Consider the following 19,014-nt stretch of genomic DNA (forward strand, 5'->3'; position numbering starts at 1 on the left):
TTAGCTATGAACTCTATAAGCGCTGTTCGGTCGCCGGTACGCCCCTTTCCTTTATCATCGGTGCAAACCTGAAATATGTTAAAGTTCGCCAAAACCACTCTAGCGGCCCCATACGAAATGCTTTAAGCCAAAGATCCGAATAGGCCAGCTGAAACAGGCACAGCAGCACACAGACCCCAAGTACTTCTATACGTGTCAGCTCACCATATAAACCCAATCCAAAGCCATAAAAAATATAAATGCAAATAAATGATTGAGCCAAGTAATTGGTAAATGCCATCCGCCCAACACTTTGGATCTTGCCTTTGATCCATAGGTGTTTACCTAATTTGAACCAAAGGCAGATCAAGCCGATATAACCGATACTGGTAAATGTGGACCCTACCAAATTAAAAATGGCACCATAGGTGAAATAATCATCCATACTCCAGTCATGACTATAGTTCCAAATAAGCCCTATACCGGTCAATGTCACACCAATAGCCACCCCAGCAATAGCTAGTTTTTTGTAGGCAGACGAACTGGCTTTGCCACGTAGGATATCCAACTTAAACAGGCCCATTCCCAGCAACATCATAGCGGCAGCTTTTAAAACAATGGAGAGACTAAAGTAGGAAATAACGATTGCTGATTCCGGACTAGAAGCTAAATTACCAGCAACTAATCGACTCCCGACCAGATCCCAGAACCCTCCTCGATATATTTCTATATCTTGCTGGATCTGCGCTGTATCAGGGGCAAAAATGGCTGCCGTTGCATATCGAGCTTCCCCTGTTAGGGGTTGTATAAAAGCTCCTGCCAGATATGAGCTATATGCTGACAAGGCAAGAGTAATCACCCCCAATGCAATCAGCCAGCTTCCGCGCAACTTGCGGAACAAATAGGCAAACATGGCTATAAAGGCATAGATCATCAGGATGTCGCCTTCCCAAATGAAGATGCCATGACAAAGGCCTATCAATAACAGCCAGAAATTTCGACTGTAATGAATTTTTGCAGCAGACTTATTCTGTTGCTCGCGCTTCTCAGCTAAAAGTATGATGCCTGCGCCGAAAAGCATGGCAAAAAGCCCCATGAACTTTTGATCAGCAAACAAATGGAAAAAGCTAAAGAGAAAATCATTCAAAGGGCCATTTGGCAAATAGGCCTTTGGATTCAAATAAGCCGCCATAGGCATAGAGAAATTTATCATATTCATTAAAGGAAGCCCCAACAAAGCGACTCCCCTTAACAAATCCAGCTGTGATATTCGATCCTGCATATAAGTCCTTTTAAAACTAAAATACGTTACAGATGTAAAGAGGTGGAGATTACAGGAAAAGAGGAAGAAATCGCTATATTTTTTCTGATCGCAGGTACCAACTAGGACCTTTCTAAGGAAGCTTTGATAAATGGACTTCTAGCCACCCCCATGGGATGAGAGCATGCATTTGAGAAAAAACTTCTCGCAGCGAGTTCCATGGCGCTTCAGATTATATGCTGCTTCGTCAAAGGTGGCTAGGTACAAGATCTTGACGAATAGCGGAATACTACCAAGTTGGCTCGAAATTAATCAGAAGTTCCCTAACTAAGCTAAATATCAATTAACGTATTACTATCTAGCATCGCCTTCGCCTGCTGAAATGCAGTTTCGGGTACATAAGGATGGGAGAAAATCCAAAACTGCCCGCTTTCTATACCACTAGTAATGATATCAGCAGCTTTTTCTGGCTTCATACCTTCAGAAACCACCTTGACAACTTTGGCTTTAACTTTTTTCTCGACTTCAGACTCAGGGTGAATTACCGCTACACTTGCAGGCCTATTACGTGAAGAGTCGAGAATATTAGTTTTTATAGCACCAGGACAAAATACAGAAGTTTTTATAGGCGAGTTAGCCAAACGAAGATCCCGCTCTAAACTTTGCATTAAACCTACAACACCAAATTTTGAAACATTGTAGGCCCCTAAGTACCCTATACCATATAGGCCGGATTCCGATGCTACAGACAATATATGGCCCTCGTCATTCTGTTCGATATGAGGGAGAAATACATGAATACCGTTAATAGGTCCCCACAAATTCACTGATAAAATCCACTCCCACTCATCCATAGAGGTTTCTGCTATAGCCCCCAAAGGACCTATTCCGGCCACATTACAGAGCAAGTGTACCTTATCAAAGTGTTTTAAAGTTCTATCGGCGATGTTTTGCACATCCCCAAGTTTAGATACATCTGCTTGTACGCATATACACTCAGCACCTTCTCGTGCTATCAACTTGGCTGTTGATTCGAGATGACTTAGGGTATATCCGGCTAATACCAACTTCATTCCTTTTTCGGCTAAACGTATTGCTAAAGCCCGCCCTAGCCCACTTCCCGCTCCTGTAACAACAGCAACTTTATCAGACAAATCCATAAATTCCCTTTTTACAGTACATTCAGCGTGACTAAGAAGTTTAGGTTCACCGAATCCTTAAATAGTTGATATATAGCTATTCACAGCAATAAAAACTGAATAAATTGAACCTCTACCAATAATCTGAATAACTGCCAGGAATCTTATCCTTTAGCCCTTCAGTTAAAGTCTGTTGTGGCCATTTAAGCCACTTAAACTTTAATGAAGTTATAGATTAACAACCTAATGAACCGGGTATTGTATTTCTTTGGCAATCACCCACATTTTATAATCTGCAGGCATTTCAGATAAGTAATCGAGAGTTCGATAAATAAGATGTTTCTCCATTTCATCGACTCCAGAAGACTTGCTCCAGCCTTCTGCTGCTAACCGGTACATAAAAGTAACCAAAAGGAATTTCTGCTTGCTTGATAACCCATTTCCATGACCATTGATCATCATATGCATAGAAACAAGGTCATAATCCAAGTCAAAAATTGACTCATCAACCTGGACGGATATCTGGGCCGAACGACCCGATACAGAATTCCCCCGCGCAATCACCTGCATTTCATCAAGAAAGAAGGAGACATGAGCACTATTAGCGGCAGAGCTGTTTTGATATCGGCCTCTTAGTGCCAAATCCCTTATCTGACGATTTGATATTTCACCCTTTAGCCAGAGTTCTGTCATCTGGGTAAACGGGTCGTAGTCCTCGCTCTGGACTATATATTCATCTGCAAAGGGGGATAAGGAATAGAAAAGCGCGACAAGCCAAAAACAGATCCTTGTTACAGTCATTACAACTACCACTCGAAGTGAAGACCATGCCACGCGGTCGATTATGACGGGAAATCTATTAAATTAAGTATAATCAAGAATTATTGTAGGAACATTGATCGGGAGGACACTTGCACTCATTTACGGGCGAATCAACCGGGGGCTTAAATTCCACATTGATCTTAGCTTTTTGAGCCAATCTACTTTCCCTATGACTTTCCAAACCCTCCCTCATCATTGCGCTGATCTCTCCAGAGAGAAATTGATTTACAAACATTTCGGCTTCTTGATCCAGACTGTAACTACTACGTCCCATTCCCTCTCGTGAGTTATATTTCGATAAGCTATAGGTCAGTAATATCTCTTGAGCTTCACTATCAAACTTTCTGAATAGATCTATGATCCAATTAGTTTCCAAGAGGTGTTCAAGAGCTTCAAGATTACCTTGAAGCTCTAAATAGATAGCGGCAAAGTCCTCACCGCCTTGAAGGATCCGGCCTATGTAACCAGCTTCCTCTTTGTGGAAATAATCCAATCTTGCCTGGATGTTTATTTCTTTGATGTCATTGGCGATAACATAGCGACCCAACTTTTCCACTTCAGCCACAGTCATACCAAGCTCATAAAGCTCCTCCTGATTCGTCTTTAACATATACCAAGAAGAGAGTACCCCTAGCAGTCTGAATGACGTCAGCCACGCTCGTTGCTTTCCTAAATCAATCTCGTACCACGCGGACTTTCTCTCAAGCCCATACTTGCTGAGGTATGACAAGTCTTCCCCCCTATTAGCAGCTTCCCTAACAGCCCTCATTCTTTGCCAGGCAGCCCAGTTCCGCTCCCTACTCAGCACCCATTCACTGTTAATCTCTTCATTGTGCTTATAGGTAGTCGCAAATAACTCCTCGAGAGATGTGCGTTTAGAATCTGCAAAAGAAGGTGCCGCCAATAAACAGATCAGAAGGAGGCAAACCGGAGGAGTTAATTTCATAGAGACACCTTGTGGTGCTGTTGTAGTCCCATTTATCCAAGGGAATCTACTAACTATCGTTAAGAAATCTCTGCCGAAGGGTTAACCTGTGCCGTAATTACCCTTAATGGAAGAAGGAAAAACTTGGAAGTACCCCTTGGTCACATAGCGAAAGCAACCTTTGTCGAGCAACCGATCTCTGGTGTATGATTTATCAGTAATGAAAAACTATTCGTCCACATTTCGCGCCAAGCTGATAGCTATGGCGGCCCTGCTCCTGCTGATGTTGCAGGTGCAGACCGTGCTCGCCTGCGAAATGATGGAGGACCCCAAGCCATCAGCGGAATGTTGCTGCGATGATATGGCCAAGGGGTCAGACTCAGATGATGACTGTTGTGGCTATGACGCCCAAGTCTCCCTGAAGACTTCGCTGGACGACCATCAAGTTGCCGTCACCGCCGCATACTTGAATCTGGAACTTCCCCAGTTGGCGCCACCGCCAACTTACCAATGGCCCCAAATTCTGGCTCCGCCTTTCGGTACCCCTGAATTATCTCCTACTGCGACAGAATCCCACCCCGGCAACCGAACCTGGCTTGCCACTTTGCGCTTGCGTATTTGATCACTCCCTTTCTCTCTGACTAGCGAAATATGCCCCCAGCCCATGTTTGCTGGCGGCTTCAGAAAGATTGTTCTAGGAGTGAACCTTTTGATTTCCCAACAAGCTATAGCGGCCATTTGTGGCCTGCTCATTGATAACGTGCTTTGCGCGCAGATGCCCCTTTCCTTCATTCAGGAGGGTGCCCTATGAGCCAGCAAAGAACATTGAGCTTAATCGCCCTTACCCTGCTGTTAGCCGCTGCCGGCGCGGCCTTTTATTGGAAGAAAACTTCTGTACAAGCCGAAGCTCCAAATGCCGATTTTGTGCAAGCAGGCCCCTTCCAGATCGCGGTGTCTGTCGATCCGCTGCAACCCCAAGCGGGTAAAAACCAAATTCGAATTGAAGTTCGCAATGCTGACAATGAGCCGGTATCTGGAGCTGAAGTTCGCGCGGTAGCCGAGATGCCCGCCATGGGCGCCATGCCAGCTATGCGTGCCGTCGCCGATATCAGTGAATCCAGCCCCGGTATTTTCACCGGTGAAATTGAGCTGGCAATGGTGGGCTCCTGGCCCATGGTGGTAGATGTAGCGACAGGCCACGATAAGCACGTCGATCTGGCCTTTGATATGAGCACCAATCGCAAAGGCCTGCGCCTGAAATCTGCGCCTGAGGCTTCAGATACCGCCTATTACACCTGCTCAATGCACCCATCGGTAAGAGCTGCTGAAGCCGGTAGCTGCCCTATTTGCGGTATGAACCTCCAGCCTGTGAGCCACGATGAACTGAAAAGTGGCAGCATTGTAGTGGATAGCGGCCGGCGCCAGGCCATTGGTATCAAAACCGGTATCGTCGAGCGACAGCCATTCGCCCTGCCCATTCACCTGCACGGCCAGGTTACCTATGACGAAACCCGCTTGCGGGATATCAGCCTGCGCTTCGACGGCTGGATTGGTGAGTTAGATGCAGATTTTGAAGGCAAGCAGGTTAAGCGCGGCGAAGTACTGTTTTCTGTTTACAGCCCGGAGTTGCTCGCAGTCCAGGACGAGTATCTAAAGGCCCGCCGTCGTGGCGATGCCCTGGAGAAAGCAGCACGAAGGCGTCTACTGTTGTGGGGTCTCTCTGAAGAGCAAATCGACTGGCTGGTTGAACAGCAAAAAGCGCAGGACTATATCCCGATTTTTGCACCCGCCAGTGGTGTGATTATTGAGAAGAATATTGTCGCGGGCTCTGCGTTTGAAAAGGGCGACAACCTGCTGCGTATAGCCGACCTCAGCCAGGTTTGGATTGAAGCCCACGCCTACGAAGATCAGTTGCCGCTGATAGAAAAAGGCATGCCGGCCAAGGTGCGTTTAACCAACGTCTACCATGAGGAAATCCCTGCCACCCTCACCCAGATTGATCCCTTCCTTAATCACAATAACCGCAGTGCACGGCTGCGTGTGACCCTGCCCAATACCGATGGTGAACTGCGCCCGGGACTGTTTGCGGACATCATGTTAACCGCCGAACTGGGAAACCTCTTGGTGGTACCCAGGGATTCAGTATTGATCTCCGGCAAGAAACGCATTGTTTTCCGCGACTTGGGCCAGGGTCGTCTTGAACCGGTACAAGTACGCACCGGATATGGCGACAGCGATAGGATTGTTATCCGCTCTGGCCTCCAGGCCGGAGATAAAATTGTCACCTCTGGAGTATTCCTGATCGCGGCGGAAAGCCGCCTGAAGTCGGGGGTACAGCAGTGGTAAATTCCGAACCCAAAGGGCTGATTGCCCGAATTATTGGGGCCTGCGCCGGTAAGCCGGGGATCACTTTGATTCTTGTAGCGATCGCAGCCCTGGCTGGATACCGGGCGCTAACCAGTGTCCCCCTGGATGCTATTCCGGACCTGTCCGACGCCCAGGTGATTGTGATGACAGACTGGCCGGGGCGCAGCCCTGACCTGGTCGAAGATCAAATCACCTACCCGCTTTCCACCGCAATGCTAGGGCTGCCCAAAGTCAAATATGTGCGGGGCCAGAGCTTTTTTGGTCTCAGCTTTGTCTACGCCATCTTTGAAGACGGCACCGATATTTACTGGGCCCGCTCACGGGTTCTGGAGTACCTCAACCAGGTAGCCGACCAGCTCCCGGAAGGTGTTCAGCCAAAGCTTGGCCCGGATGCTACCGGAGTGGGCTGGGTGTTCCAGTACGCGCTGGTTGATCGAAGCGGTAATAACGACCTGCAAGAACTGCGCGCGCTACAGGATTTCAAGTTGCGCTATTGGCTCACTTCTGTCGAGGGCGTGGCCGAAGTGGCTTCCATTGGCGGCTACGAAAAGGAGTACCAGGTCCAAATCGACCCCCATCGCTTGCAGATGTTTAAGGTTCCGCTTGGCAAAGTGGTCGAGGCCATTCGCCGCAGTAACAATGACACCGGAGGAAGGGTACTGGAGATTGCTGGCCACGAACATATGGTGCGTGGCCGTGGCTATATCCGCAGTGTTGACGACCTCGAAGAGGTGGTGATCGGGGTCAATGCGGCAAAGATTCCGGTGACTTTGGATCAGGTAGCGGATATTACCCTGGGGCCTGCGATGCAGCGCGGTATTGCCGAGCTGGACGGCGAGGGCCAGACCGTAGGTGGCATCGTGGTGATGCGCTACGGTGAAAATGCCCTCAAGGTTATTGAGAGAGTTAAAGAGCGTATCGAGCAAGTCCGTGCGGGCTTACCGGAAGGCGTTGAGCTGGTAGTAACTTATGATCGCTCACAATTAATTAACAGCGCGATCGACAATCTCAAGAACACCCTGATTGAAGAGATGCTAGTGGTCGCCGCTGTGATCGCTATTTTCCTACTCCACGCCCGCTCCGCATTGGTAGCTGTAATCACTCTGCCGATTGCAGTTTTACTGGCCTTTATTCCACTGTCCCTACAAGGGCTTACCGCCAACATTATGTCACTGGGAGGTGTTGCCGTAGCCATCGGTGCCATGGTGGATGCGGCAGTGGTAATGGTGGATAACATCCACAAAAAGCTGGCAGCCGATGGGGATAAGAAGTTGTCTCCAGGCGAGAAAAGAACGCTAATCGTTCGGGCAATGCAGGAAGTCGGGCCGAGTATTTTCTTCTCCCTGATTATTATCACGGTTTCATTTCTGCCGGTATTCGCGCTGGAAGCTACCGAGGGCCGATTATTCAAACCCCTCGCCTACACCAAAACCTACAGCATGGCTTTCGCCGCCCTATTGGCAATCACCTTGATTCCAGCGCTCGCGGTACTGCTAATGCGCGGCAAAATTCGCAACAGGGAAAACCCGATTTCCCGCGTTTTAGTCCATACACTACAGCCAGTGATTCACTTCTGTGTGCGGCAACGCAAAGTTGTAGCCACTCTCGCGGTACTAGCTCTGGTTTCTGTGGCCTACCCCATTAGCAAGCTAGGTGGTGAATTTATGCCGCCGCTCAATGAGGGCAGCATCCTGTATATGCCTACCGCCCTACCCGGAATGTCGGTTACCGAAGCGGGCAAGGTGCTGCAACAAATGGACGAGGAACTGAAAGCCTTCCCAGAAGTTGAGCATGTCTTTGGCAAGATTGGCCGCTCCAATAGCGCCACCGATCCTGCACCGCTCTCAATGGTAGAAACCGTAATCACTCTGAAGCCTAAAAGTGAGTGGCGCCCCGGCATGACTTGGGACGACCTGCTGGCGGAAATGGATGAAAAGCTGCGCTATCCGGGCATGCCCAATATCTGGTGGATGCCCATCCAAACCCGCACTGAGATGCTCGCCACTGGTATTCGCAGCCAGCTCGGCATCAAAGTGTTTGGGGATAACCTGGAGGAAATCGAACAGACTGCTTTGGCCATCGAAGAAGCACTGCGCAGTGACCTACGCACTTCGGAGCAAACCCGAAGCGTCTTCGCCGAGCGTCTAACCGGCGGTTACTTCCTGGACTTTGATATCGATCGCGCACGGGCTTCCCGCCACGGCTTGAATGTACAGGATATCGAAGATGTGATCGCCGCAGCGGCTGGTGGCCTGGCCGCAACCCAGACCATCGAAGGCCGCGAACGTTACGATGTGTTAGTGCGCTATGCCCGCGACTACCGGGATACTCCTGAACAGCTGGAACAAATCCTGGTCCCCGCCTCTGATGGTTCCCAAGTGCCCCTGAACCAGCTGGCTGATCTGGACTTCCGCACTGGCCCGCCCATGATCCGCAATGAGGATGGGCAGTTGGTGGGCTTGGTATTTGTCGACTTGAAGGGCGATATCGGCGTTGCAGATTATGTTAATCGCGCAAAGCAGGTTGTTGCCGATCAGGTTAATCTGATTCCCGGGCAACGTATCGCCTGGGCCGGCCAATACCAATACCTGGAGCGCGCCAAGTCCCGCCTGCAATGGTTAGTGCCCCTGACTTTGTTGGCTGTGTGCTTCCTCCTGTATCTGCATCGAGGCAGGCTATCCGACACCCTGTTTGTACTCACCGCCATGCCAATGGCACTGATCGGCGCCTTCTGGCTGCTGTACCTGCTCGACTACAAACTGAGCGTTGCTGTATGGGTAGGCATGATTGCCATGGCTGGTCTCGCCGCTGAGATGGGGTTGTTAATGCTGCATTACTTATCTGCCGCCGGAAATAACTCTGATCGCGGCAATACTGCGACTGTTGCCCAAGCGGCAGCTGGCCGTATTCGCCCGATGCTAATGACCAGCCTGACACTGTTAATTTCATTGATACCAGTCATGGTTTCCGATGGCACCGGTGCAGATGTTATGAAACGGATCGCAGCACCAATGGTGGGCGGCACCATAACCACACTGCTGTTTGTATTGTTAGTGATGCCCGGGGTTTTCTATCAGTGGAAGGCCCGCGAAGGAAAGCAAAGCTGACGTTAGTAAATTGGGGCACCGGGTTTATGCTACCCAATGCCCCAGTTCTCTTCTCACAAGAAGGTAATCTGGATAGAAGAGACTTTGACGGGAACAAGGTGATTCATAGGTTTCTTCAGGGTTAACTGTTAAAATTCCATACAAATTTTGTATTGCACAAACTGCAAAATTGCAGCGATCACAAAGGCTAAGTAGGTGACGATCACTTTCCCTACTGCTTGTGTAATACGTGTATTTGACATTTAACGACTCCAGGATTCACCTTGACTGCACCTTTTTCCGATCTTCCCCTAAACCCCGCCCTGCTGAAAAACCTGGCGTCACTCAACTACAAGTCCATGACCGAGGTTCAGGCCAAAACGCTTCCGATCATTCTTGACGGCAAGGACGTAATCGCCCAGGCAAAAACCGGTTCCGGTAAAACGGCCGCCTTCGGTTTGGGGGTGCTGCATCGGCTCAATGTCAACCGCTTTCGGATTCAATCGCTGATTCTGTGCCCAACGCGGGAATTGGCAGACCAGGTTGCGCAGGAACTGCGCCGACTGGCCCGGGCAATTCACAACATAAAGATTCTGACTCTCTGCGGCGGCATGCCTTTCGGCCCGCAGATCGGCTCCCTGGCCCATGGTGCCCATATCATCGTTGGTACTCCAGGACGCATCGAAGAACACCTGCGCAAAGGAACACTCTCCTTAGAGCATGTCGATACTCTGGTCTTTGACGAAGCCGACCGAATGCTCGATATGGGATTCCAGGACGTTATCGACACTATTCTGGCGCAGGTTCCAACTGGGCGACAGTCGTTACTATTCAGCGCGACCTATCCCGATGAAATTGAAAAGCTCAGCACCCGAGTGATGCAAAAACCGGTGATGGTTAAAATTGACTCTGCCCATAGTGACGAGGTGATCGAACAACGCTTTTACAGAACTGAGAGTTTCGAGGATCGCCTGGAGATGACACGGCGTGTTCTGCTCAATGACAAACCCGTCAATACCCTGGTTTTCTGCAACACCAAACGCGAAACCGATGAGGTGGCCGATGATCTGAAACAGGCTGGCTTCAATGTCCTCGCCCTGCATGGTGATATGGAGCAGCGCCAGCGCAATGAAACCCTGATTCGATTTGCCAATGGCAGCGCTTCAATTCTGGTGGCCACCGATGTAGCGGCACGCGGTCTTGATATCGACAAGCTGGATGCGGTTATCAACTTCCATATCGCCAAAGATCCGGAAGTTCATACCCATCGTATAGGGCGGACAGGCCGCGCCGGTGAGCGCGGTTGCGCTTACTCCTTTTTTGCCGAGAAGGAAGGCCACAAACTGGTTCGTATGGACCTAACCCAGGACCCACTATCCGACCCAGATACACCGCCACCAGCCAGCATATTAAGCGAACCCCCTTTCCAGGCACCGATGGCTACCCTGCAAATCGATGGCGGCAAGAAGCAAAAGGTCCGCCCCGGCGATATCCTCGGTGCCCTAACCGGCGGCGACCGCCCGATTAACGGTAAAGATGTTGGCAAGATCAACGTACTGGATATGACTGCCTATGTTGCAATTAAACGCAATGTGGCATCACAAGCACTTAAGAAAATTGAAAACGGAAAGTTGAAAGGACGTAAATTTCGAGTGCGGCGTATTCGAGGGTAAGCCGAGTGAATATCCCCTGGCGACGCCGGGGGATTGCCCTTTTGCGCTCGCTTCTGGTTTATTGCTCTCCTAACCGTTATTTAGAGAGCTGGCAAGAATTATAGAAAAATCAGCTGGAAATCTAAGGGTTACAGAGTGATAAAAAAATGGGACAGTGGTCAAAGTGATCGTTCCCGTAGTTTGCACGGCCGTGACAACTAAGTTTCAACCAATAATTTTTAACAGTATTTTCGTTTTAGCAAAGAAATTGATTCTAAAATAGTAATCAGGATAATAGTGATCAGTATGATTACTATATAAGTAGTTATAACAAGAAACTACGGAGAGTATATTGAAAACCATCATATTTATTGGAGCCCTCGTACTGTTATTGACAGCTTGTATTTCTCAAACAGTATCAAGGGCCGTTAGCGTTTCCAAAGGCGACGAAGTTTGCATCATTGAAAACCCAAGTGTTCGAAGAGCATTTTTGGATGCCTATAAAGAGAGTGTGGAACAACTCGGTTACAAGGCTACTATTAAGAAACCCACAGGCCACGATTGTGATGTCACCTCAACATACACTGCAACTTATGGAATGCATTGGGGTGTATATCTTGCAACCGCAGATTTGAAAGTATTCAAAAATAACAAGCTTGTTGGTAGAGCCGAATATAGAGCTCCTAGAGCAGACCTTTCCAAACATGGCAGGGTTTCTGGGAAAATTGATAAATTGGTTAAAGAGCTTCTCCCTATCTAGAGGACAGTTATAACAAAACATAAACGGCGTGCTGGGCGGCCTGCACTACCGCCCACACACTCTGCGTTAAGCGTCAAAACCATCGAAAACAGATTTAGCTTGAATTTTATAAGTAGAAAAGAATTAGCTGATTACGTAAATCACGGAAGCAAAGTGAAGTACATGTTTCTCTAGGGCCACCAGAAACCTTAGAATGGAGTCCCAAAGAGCCGCTTTATTCAGTGATACTGACGCTGCCGAAAACTTCTTACCGCAAGCAACCCTGGGAAGCTTCTGTTCGAATACCCGCTCTTCTGTACTAAAGAAGCAGAAAATGGTGTTTATTTATATTAGGTCCAACTTTGAACGAAGAGCTTTTTTTGTGGATATACATAAAGAGCTATCTAACATGGCAGAAGGAGATAGTTTCGGTGTCGAGGTTAACTAGAACGTATAACGAGTTGCAACACACCTACACACAAACGTGCTCGGACAACCAAAATGCTTCGTGCTTCGTTAACCCGCGATCGAGGTGTTAGGCATTTATAAGGAATTTTGAAATTGAAGCTATTTTCAGTACTTGTTGTATTTTTAGTTTGCTCCGGTTGCTCCACCTTTAGTAAAACTGCAAACTTTGAAGTTGAGCCTTCTCCAAAGTATCATAGAACCTATGTTTACGACTGGTGCGAAGAAGACCAAGCTGCATTAGGTGTTTTTGGCGAGCATTGTTTTGGAATTTACAATCCGCCTCTTTACTCTATGCCCATAGATGATGGTTTCCTTGTTATCTATCCAATATTTTTGAGTCATGAAGAGCTTTCAGTGGGCCCTCTGGGCTTGCCTATCATTCCTTTGGGTGGCAATGAGGTGCCTTCGAGTGAAGAGAAAAATATATACTTTCGCTTTAGAACCTACTCTAAGTCAGGAAACTTTGATATTGCCCCGGTAAAGGTTTCGATTTTGAATACTAATAGAGGCTCTTGCGATGTTATCGAACGTTCAGAAGATGCAATTGGTAAAGTTTATAGCTGTATGTTTGGCCTCAAAATTAATAAACACCAAAAGCTAATTATTAACTTGGAGCTAGATGGCAGTTCTGCTTTTGAAATTTCTTATGTTTTGTCAGAATTTCTTAGTTACCGCCCTGTTGTTTCACCAAATGGACCTCCTAGGGATATTAAACCGTTCATTAGAATAGTCAAACCCGATGCCTAACAAGTACAAACAGGTTGCTACGGGCCTTTAACCATTCGCGGTACGATCTACGCTACGCCCAAGTTGGGCCAGTTGAGTCTTAGGCTAGAAAGAAGTCAAGCATGAAGAAACTTGTTGTATTGATGCTTATTTCAAATTGCTGAAACCTATGAGTACATCATGGAAATCACTTATAATAAGTCAAAGCACGCGGATTTCGCAAAGCTGTCACCTATTTTGTACCAAGAAAGCCGCCAAATTCCCCAAGCCAGTGTTTGGGGCGTTACGCATCGTAGAGAATTAAAGTGGATAAATTTGAGATACAAGAGAAGAAAAAATTTCCTAAGGAAATCGCAATTGCGCTAACTATAGTCGCTGCACTAGTTTCACTTGCACCAATTGCCATTGTTCAAAACGAGAAGGCAGTCTTACCTGCAATATTTGGCTTTGTAATGAACTTCGCTCTTATACCTTCCATTTTCCTATTGTTTGGTGGTATCCAGAAATTACGTGATAGGCAATTCAACTTGTGGAGTGCGTACTACCTTGGGCTCTTTGTTGCCATAGTTTTGGCAGGACAGAAGCTGATAGTGTAGTGGCCATGTATAACAATGCCCGACAATTCAGTTCAGGTCTTCGGCCCTCCATGAGATAACTTACCCGGTGTACGTTTTGCTCAAGTCGCTTCATCTGGCCCTTCACGGGGCAGATCACCCTGTACACTTTTCACACAAAATGCCCGCTAGCACTATTATGAATCCGTTGAAATTACGAGTACTTAAACGAACTTGCTCAGAGTGTAAGAGTAGGACTCTGGAAATTCCATTGTTCTCGACAACTTTAATCTGCCGGAACTGTGTATCTATCTTTAAGGTTCGTGGCTGGTTCAGATTTGTGCAGATTATTGGAGCGGGCTTCCTATATTTTTTGATACTTCAAGCGGCTCTAGCGCTTCTAGAAGATGCAAGATTAAATCAAATTAGCTTTGTAGTGGTGACATTTTTGGTGGCACCTTTAGTCACTTCAGTTATATTAAAAACTTCGAAAATGTATCTCGCACCCTTGGAGCTAACTGGAGTAAAAAGCAAGGTGCGAGGTAATTCATAACAAGTCAATTCACTTCGCGCTTTCGGCGTCCGACAGCTTACACTGAGGAGCATCATGCAAGGAATTCTTTCAGAGAAATTGATTCTTACTGAAGCGGCCATACTCGAAAGAGTCAGGCGTAACAAAGATATAAGCCTTTGCAGCCATGTCGATCATGCTAAATTAATCTATAGCAAAACTGGTGCTGAAAGCCTTAAACGAATCTACTGTGAATACATAAACCTTGCAATTGATGCAAAACTCCCTCTTTTGCTTGCAACTCCCACATGGAGGGCCAGCTCAGAGAGAGTTTCTCTAGCCAAGGCGCCTACGTCTATCAATGAAGACGCTGTTAATTTTCTTTCGAATATCTTGCCAAAAGAGGGAAATGTATATGTAGGAGGCCTAGTCGGCTGTAAAAATGACTGCTACAAACCAGAACAAGGCCTAACTTACAAAGAATCTATTTCTTATCATCGTTGGCAAATTGATAAGCTCGGAGCCTCTAATGCTGACTACCTCATGGGAGTAACCCTACCAGCTGTACCAGAGGCACTTGGCATTGCATCTCTAATGTCAAAGCACTCTAAGCCATATTTTATTAGCTTTGTCATTGGCTCAGATGGTCGCCTTTTAGATGGCCATACCATTCAAGAAGCAATTTCACATATTGATCATCAGATTTCGCCTAAACCTTCTGGGTACTTTATTAATTGTTCTCATCCTTCTTTTCTAAACGCTTCAAGTCAATTACCTGACAGACTAATCGGCATACAAGCCAATGCTTCATCACTAACGCATACTGAACTAGAAAACAGCAAAACAACGCACTCCGACAGCATATCGAAATGGGGTAATCTTATGCTTCACTTAAATCAGAATAGCGGGTTCAATATATTAGGCGGCTGTTGCGGCACTGATGCAAGGCACCTGGAATACATCATAAATAATCACAACTAAAATATTTAACCTATCCATCTCCGCCTACGGCTAAACTGGGCAGCCAAGCTCTTGCTTTGACTGCTATTAAAGGCATTAACTAGACCAACGAAATTATAAGTAGGGAAAAAGGAATAACACTGAGACTCGCACTAGTGTAGGATTAAGTACTGCGCACTTCGCCCCTTAGCTGAGCGTTAAGAACTACTAGTCATGAATATAGAGTATTGCTGGAGGGTAGACAAAGAGCTACCAATGCTAAACGAAGAGGAGTGGTCACAGCTCGGTCCACTACTTACGGATACCATTAAGAAAATTAAGGCTTATCGTGGTAAACACGGTTGTGATATTCCAACAGCTAGAACCAACTGCAGCGCGGAAGCAGTGGTGAAGTTCGAGGAATTAACGGGGTATCAGAACATGGATTCTGACGTTATGCCTTACTTAAGGCGTAGTAACTATGGCCCAAAGTGTAATAAGTGTAGCAAATTGTTCCGCACACCAAAAGCTAAATTGTGTGTAGCATGCGGTCAAACATTGGAGCAAAATGTTTAACAAATTAATCAATATCGCCCTTATAGGGCTAGACCTCTACACTACGTGCAGCTGCCCATTATTGAAGGGCTATGTGTAGCCTACAACGGAAGTATCTATGGAAGACTTTATTGGAATCATATTTATTTTGCTGTTTGTCGAAGTTTTATACTGGGGAATATCGTATAGTACTGGTTACTTGTTGACACCTATAGTGTCATTTGGCAAGTGGAGAGCTGATAAAATTATAAAGGACAAGGGAACCGGCAAGAAAAGAAAGCACCAGACAGGCTTTACACTTATCGAGAGGTCAGGCCAAGTATACCTAGGCGCTATGGCCGTTTGTATTCTAGGCATTTGTTTTTGGCTAATAGCAATATTAGTAATATGCCTCATATAAAAAAGGACGTAACCAAGTGTTTAATTCATTCACTATCGCTTATCAGCAATACACTGAAATATGTGCGCCCGTTAATACATCGTTATAAGTAAAAATGAGTAAAGTTAAGAATCCACAAGAAAAGAAAAATCTTAGCTATGAAAAAGATAGAAGAAACTCCTATCGTGAGAATGACAAGAGCAGCCGTAAAAATATCCGTAAGAGGAAAAAACAAAGCTCGCAATTATTTCGTAGAGCTGCTTCCAATCTCGCACGGCTAACACATCACGAGATAGACGAAACGTTCTCTCAGGAAATAGAGTCAGAAGTTAAAGTCAACGAAAAAATCAACAGGCTCAAAAGCTTTAAAAAAGAACCTGACCAGTCTCTGAAAGAGCATTTAAAGTATCAGCAGGGTCGACGCAAAATACATGAATGATAAAGTTCATAACCAGTCAATCAAATTCGCTTCAACCCTATGGGCCTCCTCTCTTTTACCGAGAGGAAGCCCACAACCTGCTTCGTATAAATCTGCCCCCAAGCCCCACTATCTAATCCAAATACTCGGCTAGTAGCAAGCATATTGAGCGAACCTCCTTTCCTGGCGCCGATGGCTACCACACAAATCGATCGCGTCAACGAGAAAAAGGCCTGTCCCGGCAATATCCTGATTGCCATAACCGGTGGCGATCAAGTGAAATGTAGCATCACGAGTACTTAATAAAGTTGGAAGGACGTAAATTTCGAGCGGGATGCACCCTAAGGTAGGCCTTTCAGGTGAATGATCTTAGCCCGTTAGGGGTTCTACCAACTCAAAGATGTAGGATTAGCCCAAAAAGCCTATAAATAGGTAAACCCCATCGTTTTGGAGCTGCGACCGTGCCTAAAATACTGATTCCCGTCGCCGATGGTAATGAAGATATCGAAACCATTGCCATCTACGATATTTTGAGCCGCACGGATGCAGAGCTTGCCTTAGCATCGATTATGCCAAGTAGGCGTATAACTCCCTGCGTAACCTTGTTATTGAAGCCCCCTGCTCCATAGAGGATTGTTTAGACTCTACGTGGGATCTAATAGCCCTGCCAGGCGGTAAGGAAGGTGCCGAGCAAATGCATAACTCGGCCCCCCTAATAAAGCTCATCCGAGAACAACTTGAGTCGGGCCGCTGGCTAGGGGCAATTTGCACTTCTCCCGTAATCGTTCTTGGTCGGCAAGGGTTAATTACCAATTTCAAGGCCACTTGCTACAAGACTTTTCGCGGTGAACTTAGTCAATATGTAAAGGAAACCAGTGATCAGAGAGTGGTTGTCGACCGGAATTTGGTCACCAGCCAATCACCCGGGACCGCTATCGAGTTCGCTTTTGAACTCGTCACCTGCTTATTTGGGAAAGAACTATCGCAGGAGATTGCACAGACGGTGAATGTCTATCTACCGCCAAATTAGCTTGGCTTTTTCCAGGAACCTGGGGCGCTGACTTCTATCACCAAGAAAATCAGCTTTTCTGGTATTTCTGCCTAAATTGACTGGGACTCATACCCACATGCGACTTAAATACACGTCGGAATACTGCATCATCGGAATAGCCTAATTCTTGCGCAACACTGGCAACTTTATTGGCTGGGTTTAGTAAAAGGCTGCGAGCGTACTCCATACGGACGCTATCGATAAATTGTTTGGGTGCTTGCGCTGTTAACTGTTTTAGCCGCCGGTGTAATGTTCGCTCGGATATCGACAGTTCTTTTGCCAGCAACTGACTGCCTAACTGTTGACCAAAATATTGACGAACCACATTTTCAGCATCCACCAGAAACTGCTCTTTTGATACCTGGTAGCCTTTTGGTACATGCAAAGTTTGCGAACGCGGGTGGGAATCCACAACAGCGAGATCAGCCACTTTGGTTGCAACTTCTTCGCCAGCTAGCATCTTGATCACTTGTAGAGTTACATCTACCCAAGATAAAGGGCCACCCGCTGTCACTATATTTTCATCTACCAATAGTCCACTGGCCCATAGCGGGCAGGAATTGCTAAAGCGGGATTTCAACTCATTGTGTAACCACCAGGTGGTTGTGCATTGTCGTCCATTTAGCAAACCCGCTTCACCCAGCGCCAAAACGCCACTACAAGAACCCGCGATAATTGCCCCGCGCCTATATTGGGTTCGCAACCATTCGCAAGTCGGCTGGTCCAGTAACTTTTCAGAAGGCACACCAAACTGGTTGGGCATAAATCCGGGGACTATCACGGCATCGCAACTGGATATTTGTGATACCCCATAGCCTACAGCAAAGTGCCTGCCCTGCCCGTCTACAATGTCGGCGCCATCAGCACTGGCGACTATGATTTCGGGGGACCAGGATTGTTGATAGGCAGGGTCCAGGGAGTGCTGGCTTTCAGATAAGCGGAGGCCACCCAGGGCAAACATATCTTGAACGCCAGCAAGAGCCGACGGCAAAACTCCTGGCATAGATAAGATGACTATCTGGGCCATAAATCCTCAAAGTGGCGAATTTTGTCTGATCATTGTCTTTTTGGACACTGATAGTCAAGCCTGAGCTTCCCCTAGGATACTCATCACCAAACAACGTGAGAGAAAACAATGACTGAAGCTAAGCTGGCCATCGTGGCACTGATCGACGCCAAAGCGGATAAGGCTGATGAGGTAAAGGCGCTGCTCACCTCAGCCCAACCGCTCGCTGTGGAAGAGCAAGGAACCCTGAGCTGGTATGCCGTACAAATCAACGCTACGCGATTTGCTATTTTCGACACGTTTAGCGATGAAGACGGCTTAACTGCACACCTTAACGGCAAGATCGCTGCAGCATTGCTTGGCAAAGCGGATGAACTGCTCGCATCAGAACCACAAATTATGACTGCGGATATCCTCGCATCTAAAGTCTAAGGAAG

The 19,014-nt window shown here is 47.0% G+C and carries 19 protein-coding genes; 14 read left to right on the plus strand and 5 right to left on the minus strand.

Annotated features, from left to right (window positions below):
• Positions 1–13 precede the first annotated feature (13 nt).
• The 4 genes from ACJJIS_RS10745 to ACJJIS_RS10760 form a co-directional block, all read right to left on the minus strand.
• The gene (locus ACJJIS_RS10745; RefSeq protein WP_475710259.1) at positions 14–1,261 is read right to left on the minus strand and encodes a DUF418 domain-containing protein; all 1,248 of its coding nucleotides are present in this window, start codon (positions 1,259–1,261) and stop codon (positions 14–16) included.
• A 311-nt stretch (positions 1,262–1,572) separates the two neighbouring features.
• Positions 1,573–2,400: an SDR family NAD(P)-dependent oxidoreductase gene (locus tag ACJJIS_RS10750; RefSeq protein WP_444897412.1), complete on the minus strand. Its 828-nt coding sequence runs from the start codon at positions 2,398–2,400 to the stop codon at positions 1,573–1,575.
• 222 nt (positions 2,401–2,622) lie between these two features.
• The gene (locus ACJJIS_RS10755; RefSeq protein ID WP_282932883.1) at positions 2,623–3,180 is read right to left on the minus strand and encodes a hypothetical protein; all 558 of its coding nucleotides are present in this window, start codon (positions 3,178–3,180) and stop codon (positions 2,623–2,625) included.
• Positions 3,181–3,253: 73 nt separating this feature from the next.
• Positions 3,254–4,147 (minus strand): hypothetical protein, encoded by an 894-nt coding sequence (locus ACJJIS_RS10760; RefSeq protein WP_475710260.1) that lies wholly within the window; start codon positions 4,145–4,147, stop codon positions 3,254–3,256.
• A gap of 199 nt (positions 4,148–4,346) precedes the next feature.
• Between ACJJIS_RS10760 and ACJJIS_RS10765 the strand changes: the two genes are divergently transcribed.
• The 13 genes from ACJJIS_RS10765 to ACJJIS_RS10825 all read left to right on the plus strand — a co-directional run bounded on the left by ACJJIS_RS10765 (position 4,347) and on the right by ACJJIS_RS10825 (position 17,550).
• Positions 4,347–4,748: a hypothetical protein gene (locus ACJJIS_RS10765; RefSeq protein WP_444941669.1), complete on the plus strand. Its 402-nt coding sequence runs from the start codon at positions 4,347–4,349 to the stop codon at positions 4,746–4,748.
• Positions 4,749–4,933: 185 nt separating this feature from the next.
• Positions 4,934–6,472, plus strand: a complete 1,539-nt coding sequence (locus ACJJIS_RS10770; protein WP_475710261.1) for an efflux RND transporter periplasmic adaptor subunit — start codon at positions 4,934–4,936, stop codon at positions 6,470–6,472.
• Complete coding sequence (locus ACJJIS_RS10775; RefSeq protein WP_475710262.1) at positions 6,466–9,600, plus strand: efflux RND transporter permease subunit; 3,135 nt, start codon at positions 6,466–6,468, stop codon at positions 9,598–9,600. The genes ACJJIS_RS10770 and ACJJIS_RS10775 overlap by 7 nt, the downstream gene beginning before the upstream one ends.
• A gap of 263 nt (positions 9,601–9,863) precedes the next feature.
• Positions 9,864–11,252: an ATP-dependent RNA helicase DbpA gene (gene dbpA / locus ACJJIS_RS10780; protein ID WP_475710263.1), complete on the plus strand. Its 1,389-nt coding sequence runs from the start codon at positions 9,864–9,866 to the stop codon at positions 11,250–11,252.
• A 331-nt stretch (positions 11,253–11,583) separates the two neighbouring features.
• Positions 11,584–11,991, plus strand: a complete 408-nt coding sequence (locus ACJJIS_RS10785) for a hypothetical protein (RefSeq protein ID WP_445361782.1) — start codon at positions 11,584–11,586, stop codon at positions 11,989–11,991.
• Positions 11,992–12,184: 193 nt separating this feature from the next.
• Positions 12,185–12,418: a hypothetical protein gene (locus tag ACJJIS_RS10790; RefSeq protein ID WP_475710264.1), complete on the plus strand. Its 234-nt coding sequence runs from the start codon at positions 12,185–12,187 to the stop codon at positions 12,416–12,418.
• Positions 12,419–12,531: 113 nt separating this feature from the next.
• Positions 12,532–13,185 (plus strand): hypothetical protein, encoded by a 654-nt coding sequence (locus ACJJIS_RS10795; RefSeq protein ID WP_475710265.1) that lies wholly within the window; start codon positions 12,532–12,534, stop codon positions 13,183–13,185.
• A gap of 284 nt (positions 13,186–13,469) precedes the next feature.
• Positions 13,470–13,760 (plus strand): hypothetical protein, encoded by a 291-nt coding sequence (locus tag ACJJIS_RS10800; RefSeq protein WP_475710266.1) that lies wholly within the window; start codon positions 13,470–13,472, stop codon positions 13,758–13,760.
• 565 nt (positions 13,761–14,325) lie between these two features.
• Positions 14,326–15,210, plus strand: coding sequence for a homocysteine S-methyltransferase family protein (locus tag ACJJIS_RS10805; protein WP_475710267.1), 885 nt, complete (start codon positions 14,326–14,328; stop codon positions 15,208–15,210).
• A 631-nt stretch (positions 15,211–15,841) separates the two neighbouring features.
• Positions 15,842–16,123 carry a hypothetical protein gene (locus tag ACJJIS_RS10810; protein ID WP_475710268.1) on the plus strand — a complete coding sequence of 94 codons (282 nt, stop codon included), beginning with the start codon at positions 15,842–15,844 and terminating at the stop codon, positions 16,121–16,123.
• A 94-nt stretch (positions 16,124–16,217) separates the two neighbouring features.
• A complete protein-coding gene (locus ACJJIS_RS10815; RefSeq protein WP_475710269.1) occupies positions 16,218–16,541 on the plus strand; it encodes a hypothetical protein in 324 nt (107 codons plus the stop codon).
• 440 nt (positions 16,542–16,981) lie between these two features.
• Positions 16,982–17,149, plus strand: coding sequence for a hypothetical protein (locus ACJJIS_RS10820; RefSeq protein ID WP_475710270.1), 168 nt, complete (start codon positions 16,982–16,984; stop codon positions 17,147–17,149).
• On the plus strand, positions 17,146–17,550 hold the full coding sequence (locus ACJJIS_RS10825; protein WP_475710350.1) for a DJ-1/PfpI family protein: 405 nt from the start codon (positions 17,146–17,148) through the stop codon (positions 17,548–17,550). Before ACJJIS_RS10820 ends, ACJJIS_RS10825 begins: the two co-directional genes overlap by 4 nt.
• Before the next feature lie 49 nt (positions 17,551–17,599).
• On the opposite strand, the gene ACJJIS_RS10830 is transcribed toward ACJJIS_RS10825, so the two are convergent.
• Complete coding sequence (locus ACJJIS_RS10830; protein ID WP_475710271.1) at positions 17,600–18,598, minus strand: GlxA family transcriptional regulator; 999 nt, start codon at positions 18,596–18,598, stop codon at positions 17,600–17,602.
• 108 nt (positions 18,599–18,706) lie between these two features.
• On the opposite strand from ACJJIS_RS10830, the gene ACJJIS_RS10835 reads away from it, so the two are divergent.
• Positions 18,707–19,009, plus strand: coding sequence for a putative quinol monooxygenase (locus tag ACJJIS_RS10835; RefSeq protein ID WP_444908198.1), 303 nt, complete (start codon positions 18,707–18,709; stop codon positions 19,007–19,009).
• Positions 19,010–19,014: the final 5 nt, after the last annotated feature.

The sequence above is a fragment of the Microbulbifer maximicatervae (SeqCode) genome, assembly GCF_056231245.1.

What these genes read in the sequence shown, in the direction of transcription:
- ACJJIS_RS10745 (WP_475710259.1), bottom strand. Translation starts at nt 1,261, where the DNA reads ATGCAGGATCGAATATCACAGCTGGATTTGTTAAGGGGAGTCGCTTTG.
- ACJJIS_RS10750 (WP_444897412.1), bottom strand. Translation starts at nt 2,400, where the DNA reads ATGGATTTGTCTGATAAAGTTGCTGTTGTTACAGGAGCGGGAAGTGGG.
- ACJJIS_RS10755 (WP_282932883.1), bottom strand. Translation starts at nt 3,180, where the DNA reads ATGACTGTAACAAGGATCTGTTTTTGGCTTGTCGCGCTTTTCTATTCC.
- ACJJIS_RS10760 (WP_475710260.1), bottom strand. Translation starts at nt 4,147, where the DNA reads ATGAAATTAACTCCTCCGGTTTGCCTCCTTCTGATCTGTTTATTGGCG.
- ACJJIS_RS10765 (WP_444941669.1), top strand. Translation starts at nt 4,347, where the DNA reads ATGAAAAACTATTCGTCCACATTTCGCGCCAAGCTGATAGCTATGGCG.
- ACJJIS_RS10770 (WP_475710261.1), top strand. Translation starts at nt 4,934, where the DNA reads ATGAGCCAGCAAAGAACATTGAGCTTAATCGCCCTTACCCTGCTGTTA.
- ACJJIS_RS10790 (WP_475710264.1), top strand. Translation starts at nt 12,185, where the DNA reads ATGGAGTCCCAAAGAGCCGCTTTATTCAGTGATACTGACGCTGCCGAA.
- ACJJIS_RS10805 (WP_475710267.1), top strand. Translation starts at nt 14,326, where the DNA reads ATGCAAGGAATTCTTTCAGAGAAATTGATTCTTACTGAAGCGGCCATA.
- ACJJIS_RS10810 (WP_475710268.1), top strand. Translation starts at nt 15,842, where the DNA reads ATGGAAGACTTTATTGGAATCATATTTATTTTGCTGTTTGTCGAAGTT.
- ACJJIS_RS10815 (WP_475710269.1), top strand. Translation starts at nt 16,218, where the DNA reads ATGAGTAAAGTTAAGAATCCACAAGAAAAGAAAAATCTTAGCTATGAA.
- ACJJIS_RS10830 (WP_475710271.1), bottom strand. Translation starts at nt 18,598, where the DNA reads ATGGCCCAGATAGTCATCTTATCTATGCCAGGAGTTTTGCCGTCGGCT.
- ACJJIS_RS10835 (WP_444908198.1), top strand. Translation starts at nt 18,707, where the DNA reads ATGACTGAAGCTAAGCTGGCCATCGTGGCACTGATCGACGCCAAAGCG.